Genomic DNA, 13274 nt, shown 5'->3' on the forward strand with positions numbered 1-13274 from the left:
GATTCTAATATGCTAAAAATTAGTGATGTTGAGCCAGCTACAGCACTGGACGGACTTTTTACTAACGGTCGTGTTGCTGGTGGAGTTTCACCTACGAGACTGGTCGCAGAATGGTTTAATGCAGTACAAACCGAATTGGTCAATATTGTAGAAAGTGCCGACATTGAACTGGATAAAAATGATTCCACTCAGGTCCTCAAGGCTCTTAATAAATTATTTTTCAATCGGGATGATCCTTCCGGTATTAGTGAAAGTTTGAATCTGGGTAATTCAGCAACCAAAAACGTAGGAACTACGGCAGGGACGGTGGCAGCTGGAGACGACGCACGTATTACAGGTGCGTTGCAGAAAGAACAAAATCTAGACGACTTACCTAATAAGGCTACGGCACGTTCTAATCTCGGTCTGGGTTCAATGGCGACCAAAGACAATCCACCTTTTATCAATGAAATTGGGGCCTTCGCGTTTGCATGGTACGACGGAGCTGTGGGGTACAGTGGAACAGTGAATGGATCTTTGCTGTTTCCTTCAACAGGCGATGGGAATCATGCAACCGTCCCGCTTTCAGGTTCGTGGCGGTGCATGGGGCAAACAGAAACGATAAACGATCAGCACAGGACAACACTCTGGCAAAAAATAGCCAATTAACTTTCGCACAAACCCTCGTTTAAACGAAAAACATATCTCCCTGTTGAATAAATAAATTTTTCCGCATGACATCGCGACGTTAATTCCGCCTGGACATTAGCGCGATGACCCGTTCATAAAAACTGGTGACGAATAACTATGCACAATACCGGAAACCCTGTGAGCTCCGTCAATGACCTCGATCTCGAGGACAACATCGAGCAGCTGGACGTCAGGATGAACAGCGAGGAGCTGAGCACAAAAGGCAGGCTCGGCAAGGATTTCGACACCTGGGCGGGTATTCAGGAACGAAACCGGCTGGCAATCGAAGACGCCCGTAAAAACATCTCGCTCCTTGGCCTGCCGTTCACTACTGCACCTGAAGCGCAGGCCGCGGCAGATGCCGGAGAAATTCCGGTTGGCGCGATAACATGGGTGCGAAATACTGGCGATGCTTCTCTGGCAGATGAGTACATCAATAACGCCGGAACGATAGAAGCCACCGGGCGGAGGATGCCCTCACAACAGGCAGTAGACTCTGTGCAGGAGCAGGTTAGCGACATTCGGGATGATGTCAGCACAGTGCGTGGGGGGATGGGGAATTATACCGGTGAATCCCTGTGCCCACTGGCAGCAGATGCCAGTGACAATATGGTGATGTGGTACGACCCTGTAACAGATGAGATTCAGGGTAATGGCCTGGTAACCGAGTCAAATATTGGTAAAACAGTTCAGGCTGTTCCGGGAGTAAGGGTTTACAAGGGCTCGTCTCTAACCCCCATCGTGACTGACTCCCAGAATAAAATCATGCTGGGCTATGACTCTGATAGTGATGAGATTCATGGCGTTGGTCTCGTCAGCAACAGCACGATGAATGACGATTACGCAGCCAAAAAATTTACAGGTGAGACGAGTACGGTTTATCCGGTGCTGACTGACAGTAAAAATAAAGTTCTGCTGGGCTATGATGCTGGCGCCGACCGGGTTATCGCAGCTGGCCTGGATTTTACTGGCACCGTCCCGGTTTATATTGATGAACCGCTGCCGTTTAACCCGCTGGCCCGCCTGATAAACCAGATGCTGGTTTACGGTCAGTCTCTGGCGGCAGGACGCGATGGCATCCCGTTACTGTCCACCACGCAGCCATTCAGCAACCTGACCTATATCGGCGGTACGCGTGGCGGCGGGCTGAATGCGCAGGATTTCAGTGCATCAAAGCCGCTGGTTGAGGACTCGATTAACCCGTCGCCGGATGGCGGTACCAGTCGCGGTGAAACGGTCTGCTCAGGCGCGGCTAACTATGCGAGCCTGGCCGCATATGTCGAGAACGGAGTAGACCCCGCGTCGCATATCATTTTTGCCAGTTCTGCCGGTAAATCCGGTGCACCTATTGGAGACCTGAAAAAGGGCACCGCGTGGTACAACGCGCAATTTATGGCGCACGTGACCGGCGTTCATGCGTTTAACAGCGATGTGGCCGTGCAGGTCATTATGTGGCTGCAGGGGGAGTCTAACTCCGATGGGCGAATTCCTGACGGGACAAAGGCGGCATACAAGGCAACACTTCGACAGTTAAGAATTGATGCTGAGGCCGATATTAAAGCGGTCACAGGGCAGACAACGCCGGTACCGATGATCGTGTACCAGCACTCGACCAATATCCGGACGAACACCAACACCGCGTTAGCGTTTTACGACCTGATTACAGAAAAAAACTCGATGTTCTTTTTCGCTACTCCGCTCTATATGTTCCCGCACGCGGCTGATGGGCTACATATGACGGCTGTAGGGTATAAATGGGCGGCTTGCTATTACGGTCGCGCATACAAGCAAATGATGCACGACCGTATCCGGCCCCGCTATATTCGCCCGATATCCGCCGTTTATGTCGGTGGTGTGGTTCGGGTGAAATTCAATGTGCCCAAGGCGCCGCTTGTCCTCGACACGAAAAATCTGAAAGCAACGCAGGACTATGGATTCTCGGTTTATTCCGGCGGTTCGAAAGTGACGATTAACGCTGTCAGCATTGAAAACGACGACACAGTGGTTATTGAAACCGGTGCGGCGTCTCTGTCGTCTGTCGTTGTGAAATACGGTATCGACTACCTGGGGGCTGGCCTGAATATTCAGATGGGGGCGAGCGGTAACCTCCGTGACTCCGAGCCAGAAACACAATTTATTGATGGTAAAGACCGCCCGCTATTTTACCTCTGCCCACATCTCGAAATTAACGCCATTAATGGAGCTATCTGATGAATTTATTTATTCGCCTTCCCGTCGAATCCGCTCGCGCAACCGTCCAAATCCCGTCTTCGGATATTGAATATTACGGTGTCCTGGACAACACAGCGTGGGGTTACTGGGATTTTTATAATGAGCGCTTTGTTTCTCAGGTTGGCGGTAAGACGTTGACCAATATGGATGCAGGCAACACGTTCAACAATCACCAGTTGCAGGTAAGCGCGCAGCTCAATAAAGCCGTCCGCAGCCCCATGCAGGACAACATCGGTGATTTAACCATGATGTGCGTTGTAAACCTGCTACCCAATAGTCGGTTTAACGCCACCGATGGACTGGTCGGCGTGATTATGGGGAACTTCACTTCTATCGGTTTCGTGCAAACCGAGAACGGGTTAAACTTCAAGGCCAACGCAATAGCCGCCTCAACAAAAATCGCGGATATCACGGCTGAGGGCTACGCATTTATCTCAATGAGCCTGAAGGTATCCACCAAAACATTACATGTGCGCGTCGTACAACCTGCCAGCGGCATTGATTATACCCGTGATATCGTTGGCACTAACGCATTCACTCCTGCAGGTGGCCCGCTCGCGCTGGGGAACTACGGTTACACAACGTACCAGAGCAACGTCGTGTTCAAATTCCCTGAGTTCGGACTCTATAACCGCACTCTGAGTGCTGCGGAGCTGGAAGCTGCGCACCAGGCTGCTAAGGTGCGCTGTAATGATAAAGGTATTTATATTTAACAAGATAAACGCATTAATTCTAAACTGCACCCCGCCAATGGCAGGGTGCTTTATAAATCATTGGTGTAGTCAAGTATTTTACTCAGCATTAAAAAGTAAGGGAATATTGTGATTATACATACAATATATGTCATGAATTGTATGAAAATATTACCCCATGGGATTATGCTGGATATTGGTCCAAGCACGAAAAGTGGTATCGCAACTCCAAAAAAAAGAATAAAAAGCATCATTTGTATTGTTTTTGGAATTACCATTTTCAAACTGTAGCGAGATGCGGTTTTTTCTACATCTATTATTGTATCTTGTATTTGTCCTTCATAATGAAACATTAAACCACCAAGCTTGCTTACATACTCATGTATCGTTGCTCTATAGTCTGTAAAGCTTGATGTAAATTGTCTTTTTTTTGATTCCACTCTTTGTTCAATGATATGATTTTGACTTTCAATATAATTATTGATTTGTTTTTCTGTAGTGCCTTTTTTTGTAAGTTCCTCAACTCTTAAGTAAAGCTCCTGGTTTTTTTCTTTTCTGAAAACTTCCAGATCATGGTCCATTTTTTTATTTTTAATTTCATTTATTTTTTGTTGTATTTTTTCGATGTAAGGCATTTGTACATTTAACGAGAAAACTAACTTGCTCAATATCGATGATATTTGATATGCATCTTCGCTAGTTGGTATGATGATGTCGTCAATGTGTGGAGGGGCGTATGAGTAATTGATATTTCCATAAAAAGGATTTGTTGTCATAATCTCATTTAATAAGAATAATGTTTCCTTTAAATGGAGTTCATAGTCTTCTAAATGGTATGCTGCATTTCCACCAAGGCTAGCAGAACGCATCTGTTTATCATTGATTAATTCATAAAGCCGTTGGTTGTCAATTTTCCCTGATGTATCTACGGGGATTTTAATGTCTGAGGTATAAATACAGGTTGGACATTGAAAGTGAATCGTTTTTAATACTAACTCTTTAGCCTTTATGTTTTTCTGGGCTGCTATTGGATATACATAAAAAAACCATGCGATAACTACTGCTCCCATAATTGCAAGGATACATGCATGTAATGCAGGTAAAATCTCTATAACTTTAGATGGTTCGCTCATACTTTATCCTTTTTTATGCTGTGTAATGACATAATAAATAGAAAATATTAACTTCTCAACTAGAGGCGTTGCTTGTTTGTAGCTAATCTTCTCTGTCGGTTTAAAAAGTCTTAGGTGTGTGGGGAGGTGCGTATAGGAGAGCGCCGGATGCTGGAGCTACCCGGAAGCAGGTGGCTGATGTGATCGGTGTCGGTGTGAAAACTATTTATAAATACTTCCCGGTCACCAGTTAAAAATCATTGTGTTGTGTCGGTGTAGTTGATCGATAGACGATACCTGTATTGATCTGATGAGGTAATGAAACTACTGTATATAAAAACAGTATCATCGAGAGGTTCAGATCATGCCGCGTTTGTACGAAATTGAGGTCGCCTGCCGCAACGCGATCGATATACAGCCTAACGGTCGGCGTATCCTCACCACCAGGCGATTCCTGCAGGAATTGGAGCGGTATAACTGGCACTGGTCGCCACGGCAGGCGAATCAGTGGATAGAGGGCTATGTGACCACGTTCCGCGACGTCTCAACTCAGGAAGGCGACGACAGGACATTCCAGCTCTACAACCCGAACGGAGGGCTGTGATATGGGATTTCCGTCTCCAGCATCTGACTATATCGAGGATACTCTCACCGTAACGAAATTGTGCCGGGTTGATGGCAACTCTAAAATTGTGAAAACCGACTCCGGGTATGTCATTTTGGATTTGTCGCTGCGGCCACAGCCGGGCGATTTCGTTCTGATCCGCTACGACGGAATTACTGATTTCGGTCAGCTGCATGGGAGGTCATTTATTACCCGGGATGGGGAGGCGATCGAGGGCGAGGGCGTAGAAGTTTACGGCGTCGTCACTTTTTCCGTTAACGATCTGCGCCAGGACTACAACCCTGTGTGATGCCATCATGCAAAAAAGTGTTGGTATACTATGTTCGATAAAGTGGTTAACTAATTGAAAATAGAGGCATGTAAAAACACCAGATATACCAGCTAATTACAATATCTCATTGATATATATATTTTATTCTCCGGTCTTGAAAACCGGCGACCCGAAAGGGTTCTAGAGTTCGAATCTCTACGCTTCCGCCAAATAAAAGAAGGGGTTACCGAAAGGTAGCCCCTTTTTACTTTGGTCTCATTAAGCCACTCACGTTAAAAAAAGCGACCGGTCCTGCGCTAAAAAGATTTGCGGACGTAGTCAGCGCGCTTGAGTAAGTCAACGGATTCGTACCGTACCGATCGCCGCTTTCGGACTTGGTCGGTTCCATAACGCCTGATTCCGTTGCCGGAGCGAATCAGCGGGCTGGGATGTCGCTACTTATCGCTGGAGTACGGGGCATGCTGCGGCATCAATTCAACGATCCAATCAATAAAAACTCGCAGTTTGGCGTTGACGTGGCGGTTCGGCGGAAACGCCAGGTGCAGGGGCATGGGGCTGATATGCCATTGTTCAAATAGTGGAATTAAAGCGCCAACAGCCTGATGCGCTGCCGCCATATAGATTGGCAGCGCAATCACGCCTAACCCAGCTAATCCCGCTTCGAGGTAAGCATTGCCATCATCCACGGCAAGTACATAGCTACCCGTGATTTCAATACGTTCACTCTCACTGCGCAGTACCAGAGGATCAATCTTACCGGTGCGTGAGGACAAAAATCCGACTATGCGATGGTCGCTGTTTTCCAGCTCCCGCGGGTGCGCAGGGGCGCCAAGGCGTTCCACGTAGCTCGGCGCGACGTACACGCCGATTGGCAAATCACCGACGTGGCGTGCGATCAGGGACTGGTCGTTGATTTCACCCCCGCGCAGGACGCAATCCACGTTATCGCCGATCAGATCCACCACCCGGTCGCTCACGCCCATGTCGAACTGGATATCAGGGTAGCGCGCGTGGAAAGCCGGTAGCGCCGGCACCAGGACGAGGCGGGCCAGCGGACTGGGCACATCCACCCGCAGCCGTCCCCTGGGCGTAATCGCCGCGCTGGACAGGCTGTTTTCAGCATCCTCCATGTCCGCCAGCAGGCGGATGACGCGTTGGTAGTAAACCGCGCCATCGGGAGTGACCCCGAGCCTGCGGGTGGTGCGATGAAGCAACCTGACGCGCAGGCGCGCTTCCAGCTGCTGAATGAGCTGCGTCACCGTGGTTTTGCTCATATGAAGCGTTTGGGCAGCCTTCGTGAAGCTACCTGCCTCCACTACGCGAGCAAAGGCGCGCATCGCATCGAAACGATCCATTCCTTATCCTCTCTTTTCAGCGATTGTTTGGATATTACAAACAATGATGGACAAAGTCGCCTGTTTATCCGCCCGATCTGGCTCCTGTAAAGTGTCTTTATGTTCACCGGGCGGATTTCGCCCCATTGCAAAGGTACAAACATGACGGCACGCGAAGCAGTATTTCCCTTCGGTCGGCAGGCGCTCTATGAGCGCAATCGCTATTCGCCGGCCATCAAATCTAACGGTTTCCTGTTCGTTTCGGGGCAGGTTGGTAGCCGCGAGGATGGTTCCCCTGAGCCGGATCTAAAAGCGCAGATTGGGCTGGCATTCGATAACCTTAATGCCGTTCTCGCGGCGGCGGGCTGCACGTTCGATGACGTGGTTGACGTCACCCTCTTCGTCGTCGATCCTGAGTCGAACCTCGACGCTATCTGGAGCGTCCTGCCAGAATATTGGGGGGAAGCGCCTTATCCCACGTTGACCGGGATCGGCGTGACCTGGCTTTACGGATTCCAGTTTGAGATTAAAGTGATTGCCAAGCTGCCGTAAGCGTTACGCAGCCGTACGGCAGCGAGCGGCGGTTGTGACCGTCGAGCGGTCAGAGAGACGGAGGAGTACTTGTGAAAGCAGCGGTTTATGATGCGGAAGGCGCTCCCGGCGTCCTGAAATATGTCGATATCCCCGATCCGGTTGCAGGACCTGATGACGTCCTGATTTCTGTCGAGGCCATCTCGATTGAAGGGGGGGATCTGATCAACCGCCGTTCAACGCCGCCGCCTCATCCTTCATGGATCGTCGGCTACGCGGCCGCGGGCGCGGTGATTGCGGTCGGAGCGAACGTCCGTAGCCGCAAGGTTGGGGACCGGGTTGCTGCTTTTAACATGCAGGGGTCGCATGCGGAGCTTTGGGCCGTGCCCGCGGAACGAACGTGGCTGATACCCGATGGGGTGGAGGCGGCAGAAGCGGCGGTGCTACCAATCTCTTTTGGCACCGCGCATCACTGCCTTTTCACGCGGGGCATGCTCCGGCACGGAGAAACCGTCCTTATTCAGGCGGCAGCCGGCGGCGTGGGTCTCGCCGCCGTGCAGCTTGCCTCACAGGCGGGCGCGACGGTCATCGCCGTGGCAAGCGGAACGCAGCGCAGGAGCCGGCTGCTTGAACTGGGTGCCGACCATGTTGTGGATCGCGCCGCGAATAACGTGGTGGACAGCGTCCGACAGATCACCCGCAGCGCCGGCGCTGACCTCGTCATCGATCCCGTGGGGACGACGCTGCCTGCGTCACTTTCTGCACTTGCTGCGGAAGGGCGTCTGGTCTTCGTTGGTAATGCGGGCGGTGGCAGCCTGAGTGTCGACCTGTGGCCGCCAATGCAGTCTAACCAGACGCTCATGGGGGTATTCATGGGACCTCTTTTTGCAAGGCCCGCAGTTCGATCAAGCGTGGATGACATGCTGCAGGCCGTAGCGGCAGGGCGCATCAGGGTTGTCATCGACCGCATATTTCCCCTGGCCGACGCTGCCGAGGCTCACGAATTCGCCGAGACCGCAAAACCGCTGGGCCGCATCGTTATGAAGCCATGAGGCGCCGGAAGTCGCCACGCGCCGTTCATTTATGGATCTGCAGGCGGATGCCGCCGCGCCGGCTACTCTTCGCTCTGACGACGCAGCATCTGCAGCGCCACCTGGCAGGCATTATTGACGTGTAGAGAGGCGATCGCCTGGGCCTGCTCGGCATCCCGATCGCGCAGCGCCTGGGCTAACCGATCGATCTCCGCCAGGCTGGACGGCATACGATGCGGCTCCATCAGCGAGGTGGCGCGCAGGAGGTTCACCCGTGAATGCAGGCTGGTGAGGATCTCTTTCACCAGGCTGTTATTACAGTTATCGAAAATGATGTCATACAGGGCGGTTTTGGCGCGTAGCACCTCTTCCTGCTGGCCCGTCTCGGCGGCTGCGCGCAGCTGAGCCGCGGCCTGAGCGAATTGCGCGATGCTGGCGTCGCTGCCCTGCAGCGCAAACTCTCTGGCGGCAAACCCTTCCAGCACGCTGCGCAGCGCATACAGCTCCTCGGCCTCTTTCAGGGAGATACTGGCGACGGTAGGACCCTTATGCGGCACGATGCAGATGAGTTTTTCCGCTTCCAGCTGGCGTAACGCCTCACGGATAGAGGTACGGCTCACGCCGAGATTTTCGCACAGCTCGCGTTCGATCAGACGCTGGCCGGGATGAAAGCGACCGGACATGATGGCTTCACGAAGGGCATTTTCCACCTGACGGCGCAGGGTATTCGGCCGGACTAAGTTCATCTCCGTGTTCATTTTTGTATTCCTGTATGACAAAAGACACCACAATTTGTACCACATCTTTCTGAGTCACAGCAAGTTACCCTGCTGTGACTCAGCTATTCAGCGCTGGTTCAGCGCCTGTTCCAGCAGCGGCGCCGCCGCTTCCGCTCCGTGCATGCCAATCAGGCTGACGATCTCCAGCACTTCCATAATCTCTTCCTTCGTGGCGCCGTAGCCGATTGCGTTGCGCATATGCAGCTTCAGACCCTGCTCATACAGATGCGTGGCCGAGGCGTCAAAGGCACAGTAGATAAGCTCCTTAACTTTGGGTGATAGTACGCCCGTTCGCCAGGGGACGGATGAAAATTCGATATAGTATTCAAACAAATCTGGATCCAGCTCTAACAAACCGTCCCATGAGGCGTGCCAGTAGCCGCGGTTGGCAACAAAGCTCGCCTTCAGCGCCTGCTGACGCTCGGTCAGCGGCGCCGGCCCCTGGCGTAGCCCTTCCTCTTCCAGCACCTCCAGCAGCAGAGGGACGCCAATATTGGCCGCGTGGATCCCCAGCGTGCTGGTGAGCTCGAGGATTTCCACCAGCTCTTCGCGGGTCGCGCCGTATCCTAGCGCCACGTCGATATGGCGGCGGATCCCCGGCTGATAAATATGCGTCGAGGCCAGGCTGGCGCTGAGCGCGACCATGGCTTTCACTTTGTTTTCCAGATGATTTTTTCTTAACGGTACGCAGGCCAGCCGGTGCCAGGCCTGCAGGAAACCGGCATCAAGACGCAGCAGCGCATCCTGACCCTCTTCCCAGTAGTGATGCGCATCCAGCACCTGCTGGCGTAAATCGGGTTGGCTATTATTCATTGCGCCCTCTATCAACGGGTTGATTGTTCGTATTGGTCCTGAGTGACTTCGTCCTGCCATCCGGTTTTGCCGATCGAGGTCGCGGTATGCAGCATATAGCTATCCCGCGCCGCGCCGTGCCAGTGGCGTTCGCCGGCGGGGATCCACACGGTATCGCCCGCGCGGATCGGCTGCGCGCTTTCTCCGGCCACGCAAATCCAGCCTTTGCCCGCGGTCACTTGCAGGATCTGACCCTGTTCGTGGGTGTGCCAGAAGGTGCGCGCGCCCGGCGTAAAAAAGACGTTGTTAATGGTGATCCCGTCGGCTGCCGGCATCACCACATCGGCCCAGACCTCGCCGGTGAAGGTGGCTCCTCGTTTTTCAGAAGGTAAGTTCGCTTCGCGGCCATGAAAAATACGCATAATGTGCTCCGTATCAGTTATCGGAAGAAGAGAGGCGGATACCGCCGGAAATATCGCCGATGGCATCAACCACGCGGTTGCTGATGGCATCACCGTAGCCCAGCGCGGTGGCCAGGCCGAAGCTGGCGAGCGGCCCGGCGCTGTTTAACGACGTGACGCCGAGCTGGTGCAGCAGGTCGGTATACAGCACGATATCCTTGGTCATCAGCTTGCCGGTTAATCCGCCTTCCAGGTAGTCGCCCTGCACGATCCGCGGGAAGCGGTTGAGGGTAGCGAAGTTCACCCCGCTGCTGCTGTTCAGCACGTCCAGCAGCCGCGGTAAATCGAGACCGGCCTTTTTACCGGCGACCATTACCTCGGCGGTTGCCGCCAGGCTGACCGCATTGAGGAAGTTATTCAGCAGCTTGGTGGTATGGCCCGCGCCGCTGGCCCCCATGACCACCACTTTGCTGGCGATGGGGGCGAACGCCCACTCAATCGCCTGAATGGCAGCCTCCTCGCCGCCGACCATCAGCGTCAGCTGGCCTTTTTCCGCGGCCGCGGCGCCGCCGGAGATCCCCGCGTCGATATAGGCGACGCCTTTGTCCCGCAGCAGGCCGTGCAGGCGCACGGTTGACGCCGCCGCGGCGGTACTCAAATCGACGATAATCTGCCCGCGGCGGCAATGAGCAAGCAGCCCCTCCTGCTGTAGCATCACGTTTTCGACGACTTTGCTATCCGGCAGCGACAGCAGGATCAGATCGCACTCCGCCGCCACCTGACCAACGTCCCGCGCTTCGCGGGCGCCGGCTTTTTGCGCTGCGCCGGGCTGAGGATCGAACCCCAGTACCTCGATACCGGCGTCCACCAGGCAACGGGTCATGCGTCCTCCCATGTTGCCTAAGCCAATAAAACCTAACTTTTTACCGGGCATCACTTTTCTCCTGTGCTTGCGGTTAGTGTGCGGTGAAGTCCACATTTTTAGTTTCGGGTCCCATCAGGGCGCCCACCGTGCCAATCACTCCGCCGAGCACCAGCAGGAATACGGCGGTCAGGGCCAGCGGCATCAGGGCGCTCAGCCAGCTCATGTAAAAGGCGTAAAACGACGGCAGGATCACCGACAGGCTGAAGCCCACGCCAAAGCCGGTCGCCCGGACATCGGTCACGAATCGTTCGTTGATATAGGTCACGATCACTCCCCAGGGGGAGGTGACCAGCACGGCCAGCAGGCAGACCAGCGTCATCACCGCCCACAGCGGCAGATGCGGCACGCTGCTGAGGAAATAGAGGATGGCGGCGCCAACGGTGGCAATCAGCGGCCCGACGACGATAAAGAAGCGACGGCGGCCATATTTTTGCCCCAGCAGGCCGGCGCCGATATAGCTGAAGAACAGCACCAGGTAGGTGAGCATCAGCGTGGCGGTCATCTCAAAGCCGCTCAGATGCAGGGTATTGATCAGCAGGCCGGTCGGCAGATAGATGGTGACGATATTCTGCGTTAACCAGAAGCCGGTCATCATTATCAGCACCTGCAGCAGGTTGCGGGCGCTTTTGCCGCTAATCAAATCACGCAGCGGCAGCTTCTCTTTCACCGCGCCTTCTTCGCTTTGCCAGACCTCCGACTCCGCCACCTTATGGACATAATAAAGGGCGAGGGCGCCCGCCAGCAGCGCGCCGATAACGAACGGAATACGCCAGCCCCACTGCGCATACGGCGAGTGGATGCCGTCGAGCGGGAACAGGAAGAACATCAGCATGGTGATTAAGTTGATGGTCACATAGGCGGCCGGGAAACCGGCGATGATCAGCCCGCCGACAAAGCCGCGCTGCTCTTTTTTGGCGTACTCGATGGCCAGCGGCATGGCCCCGGTATAGCCGCCGCCGAGAAAGATGCCGTCAATAAAACGCAGCAGCACCAGCAAAACGTAGGCGGTGAGGCCGAGCGTCTCGTAGCCCGGTAGTAGGGCGATCAGGAAGGTGACGATCCCAAATCCGGACACCGAATAGATGGAGGCTTTGCGTCGCCCGAGCTTGTCGGCCACGATGCCAAAAATCAGCGCCCCCAGCGGCCTGCCCAGCAGGGTGGTGATAAACACCAGCGAAGCCAGAATGGTCGCCGTGCCGCTGGAGAGATTGGGCGGCTGGAAATAAAACAGCACCGGCGACAGCGCAACCACCGGCAGATAGATATCAAACATGTCGATATATTCGGAAAAGAATGCGCCGCGCACGGCGCTTTTGCGCTTCTCTTCATGTGATTGTTGTTGTTCCACTTCAGTGACGGCCTGGTTGGCACCGATGCTTACCATGTCTGTCTCCTGCTTTGTTCGCGCCTCTCAGGGCGCGTTTGACGTTGGGAACTCACCGCCGGCGGCGGTGAATGTGTAGGGTCAGGATGCGTAGCTATGGCCGGGCGATATTCTCCTTTTCCCATTCGCCAATGGCGGCGCTGGCGATGCGAAACGCGGCGAGCGCGGCGGGCGCGCCGCAGTACACGGCGGTTTGCATCAGCACGGCCTGGATCTCGGCCTTGCTGACGCCGTTGTTGAGCGCGCCGCGCACGTGAACCGCCAGCTCGTGGTGCTGGCTCATTGCGGTCAGCATGGCGATGTTGAGCATGCTGCGGGTTTTAAAGGGCAGCGTTTCGTCACCCCACACCCGGCCCCAGCAGAACTCCGTCACCAGCCGCTGGACGGGGCGATTAAAGTCGTCGGCGCTGGCCCAGGATTTATCCACGTGCGCCTCGCCTAAAACCTCTTTGCGGTTCGCAAAGCCTTGTTGAAACAGTTCACTCTCTTCCATCAT

General features: G+C 54.0%; 15 protein-coding genes and 1 pseudogene. 8 read left to right on the plus strand and 8 right to left on the minus strand.

The window, feature by feature from the left end; translation table 11 throughout:
* The first annotated feature begins 9 nt into the window (after positions 1–9).
* From EDF75_RS03935 to EDF75_RS03945, 3 genes are all read left to right on the plus strand, one after another.
* Positions 10–648, plus strand: a complete 639-nt coding sequence (locus tag EDF75_RS03935) for a hypothetical protein (protein ID WP_133597178.1) — start codon at positions 10–12, stop codon at positions 646–648.
* Positions 649–807: 159 nt separating this feature from the next.
* The gene (locus tag EDF75_RS03940; protein WP_133597180.1) at positions 808–2880 is read left to right on the plus strand and encodes a hypothetical protein; all 2073 of its coding nucleotides are present in this window, start codon (positions 808–810) and stop codon (positions 2878–2880) included.
* Positions 2880–3614 (plus strand): hypothetical protein, encoded by a 735-nt coding sequence (locus EDF75_RS03945; RefSeq protein WP_133597182.1) that lies wholly within the window; start codon positions 2880–2882, stop codon positions 3612–3614. The genes EDF75_RS03940 and EDF75_RS03945 overlap by 1 nt, the downstream gene beginning before the upstream one ends.
* A 50-nt stretch (positions 3615–3664) precedes the next feature.
* Here the strand turns inward: EDF75_RS03945 and EDF75_RS03950 are convergent, their stop codons facing one another.
* A complete protein-coding gene (locus EDF75_RS03950; RefSeq protein WP_133597184.1) occupies positions 3665–4726 on the minus strand; it encodes a hypothetical protein in 1062 nt (353 codons plus the stop codon).
* A 137-nt stretch (positions 4727–4863) separates the two neighbouring features.
* On the opposite strand from EDF75_RS03950, the pseudogene EDF75_RS27235 reads away from it, so the two are divergent.
* From EDF75_RS27235 to EDF75_RS03965, 3 genes and pseudogenes are all read left to right on the plus strand, one after another.
* Positions 4864–4959: pseudogene (locus tag EDF75_RS27235) on the plus strand (helix-turn-helix domain-containing protein); the annotation flags it as partial.
* A gap of 110 nt (positions 4960–5069) precedes the next feature.
* A complete protein-coding gene (locus tag EDF75_RS03960; RefSeq protein WP_133597186.1) occupies positions 5070–5309 on the plus strand; it encodes a DNA polymerase V in 240 nt (79 codons plus the stop codon).
* A 1-nt stretch (position 5310) separates the two neighbouring features.
* The gene (locus EDF75_RS03965) at positions 5311–5619 is read left to right on the plus strand and encodes a LexA family transcriptional regulator (protein ID WP_133597188.1); all 309 of its coding nucleotides are present in this window, start codon (positions 5311–5313) and stop codon (positions 5617–5619) included.
* 416 nt (positions 5620–6035) lie between these two features.
* On the opposite strand, the gene EDF75_RS03970 is transcribed toward EDF75_RS03965, so the two are convergent.
* Positions 6036–6956, minus strand: coding sequence for a LysR family transcriptional regulator (locus EDF75_RS03970; RefSeq protein WP_133597190.1), 921 nt, complete (start codon positions 6954–6956; stop codon positions 6036–6038).
* A gap of 141 nt (positions 6957–7097) precedes the next feature.
* Here EDF75_RS03970 and EDF75_RS03975 point away from each other — a divergent pair, with 141 nt between their 5' ends.
* Positions 7098–7487 carry a RidA family protein gene (locus EDF75_RS03975; RefSeq protein ID WP_133597192.1) on the plus strand — a complete coding sequence of 130 codons (390 nt, stop codon included), beginning with the start codon at positions 7098–7100 and terminating at the stop codon, positions 7485–7487.
* Positions 7488–7558: 71 nt separating this feature from the next.
* On the plus strand, positions 7559–8518 hold the full coding sequence (locus EDF75_RS03980; RefSeq protein WP_133597194.1) for a quinone oxidoreductase family protein: 960 nt from the start codon (positions 7559–7561) through the stop codon (positions 8516–8518).
* Positions 8519–8580: 62 nt separating this feature from the next.
* On the opposite strand, the gene EDF75_RS03985 is transcribed toward EDF75_RS03980, so the two are convergent.
* The 6 genes from EDF75_RS03985 to EDF75_RS04010 all read right to left on the minus strand — a co-directional run bounded on the left by EDF75_RS03985 (position 8581) and on the right by EDF75_RS04010 (position 13271).
* Positions 8581–9255: a GntR family transcriptional regulator gene (locus tag EDF75_RS03985; RefSeq protein ID WP_133597196.1), complete on the minus strand. Its 675-nt coding sequence runs from the start codon at positions 9253–9255 to the stop codon at positions 8581–8583.
* A gap of 87 nt (positions 9256–9342) precedes the next feature.
* Positions 9343–10089, minus strand: coding sequence for a carboxymuconolactone decarboxylase family protein (locus tag EDF75_RS03990; protein WP_133597198.1), 747 nt, complete (start codon positions 10087–10089; stop codon positions 9343–9345).
* Positions 10090–10100: 11 nt separating this feature from the next.
* On the minus strand, positions 10101–10490 hold the full coding sequence (locus EDF75_RS03995) for a cupin domain-containing protein (RefSeq protein ID WP_133597200.1): 390 nt from the start codon (positions 10488–10490) through the stop codon (positions 10101–10103).
* A gap of 13 nt (positions 10491–10503) precedes the next feature.
* The gene (locus EDF75_RS04000) at positions 10504–11403 is read right to left on the minus strand and encodes an NAD(P)-dependent oxidoreductase (RefSeq protein ID WP_241721830.1); all 900 of its coding nucleotides are present in this window, start codon (positions 11401–11403) and stop codon (positions 10504–10506) included.
* A 22-nt stretch (positions 11404–11425) separates the two neighbouring features.
* The gene (locus tag EDF75_RS04005) at positions 11426–12778 is read right to left on the minus strand and encodes an MFS transporter (RefSeq protein WP_133597204.1); all 1353 of its coding nucleotides are present in this window, start codon (positions 12776–12778) and stop codon (positions 11426–11428) included.
* 94 nt (positions 12779–12872) lie between these two features.
* Positions 12873–13271: a carboxymuconolactone decarboxylase family protein gene (locus EDF75_RS04010; RefSeq protein WP_045854701.1), complete on the minus strand. Its 399-nt coding sequence runs from the start codon at positions 13269–13271 to the stop codon at positions 12873–12875.
* Positions 13272–13274 lie beyond the last annotated feature (3 nt).

Origin of the sequence: Klebsiella sp. BIGb0149 (assembly GCF_004362605.1) — a bacterium.
GTDB lineage: Bacteria > Pseudomonadota > Gammaproteobacteria > Enterobacterales > Enterobacteriaceae > Klebsiella > Klebsiella terrigena.

What these genes read in the sequence shown, in the direction of transcription:
- EDF75_RS03935 (WP_133597178.1), top strand. Translation starts at nt 10, where the DNA reads ATGCTAAAAATTAGTGATGTTGAGCCAGCTACAGCACTGGACGGACTT.
- EDF75_RS03945 (WP_133597182.1), top strand. Translation starts at nt 2,880, where the DNA reads ATGAATTTATTTATTCGCCTTCCCGTCGAATCCGCTCGCGCAACCGTC.
- EDF75_RS03950 (WP_133597184.1), bottom strand. Translation starts at nt 4,726, where the DNA reads ATGAGCGAACCATCTAAAGTTATAGAGATTTTACCTGCATTACATGCA.
- EDF75_RS03960 (WP_133597186.1), top strand. Translation starts at nt 5,070, where the DNA reads ATGCCGCGTTTGTACGAAATTGAGGTCGCCTGCCGCAACGCGATCGAT.
- EDF75_RS03965 (WP_133597188.1), top strand. Translation starts at nt 5,311, where the DNA reads ATGGGATTTCCGTCTCCAGCATCTGACTATATCGAGGATACTCTCACC.
- EDF75_RS03970 (WP_133597190.1), bottom strand. Translation starts at nt 6,956, where the DNA reads ATGGATCGTTTCGATGCGATGCGCGCCTTTGCTCGCGTAGTGGAGGCA.
- EDF75_RS03975 (WP_133597192.1), top strand. Translation starts at nt 7,098, where the DNA reads ATGACGGCACGCGAAGCAGTATTTCCCTTCGGTCGGCAGGCGCTCTAT.
- EDF75_RS03985 (WP_133597196.1), bottom strand. Translation starts at nt 9,255, where the DNA reads ATGAACACGGAGATGAACTTAGTCCGGCCGAATACCCTGCGCCGTCAG.
- EDF75_RS03990 (WP_133597198.1), bottom strand. Translation starts at nt 10,089, where the DNA reads ATGAATAATAGCCAACCCGATTTACGCCAGCAGGTGCTGGATGCGCAT.
- EDF75_RS03995 (WP_133597200.1), bottom strand. Translation starts at nt 10,490, where the DNA reads ATGCGTATTTTTCATGGCCGCGAAGCGAACTTACCTTCTGAAAAACGA.
- EDF75_RS04000 (WP_241721830.1), bottom strand. Translation starts at nt 11,403, where the DNA reads ATGCCCGGTAAAAAGTTAGGTTTTATTGGCTTAGGCAACATGGGAGGA.
- EDF75_RS04005 (WP_133597204.1), bottom strand. Translation starts at nt 12,778, where the DNA reads ATGGTAAGCATCGGTGCCAACCAGGCCGTCACTGAAGTGGAACAACAA.
- EDF75_RS04010 (WP_045854701.1), bottom strand. Translation starts at nt 13,271, where the DNA reads ATGGAAGAGAGTGAACTGTTTCAACAAGGCTTTGCGAACCGCAAAGAG.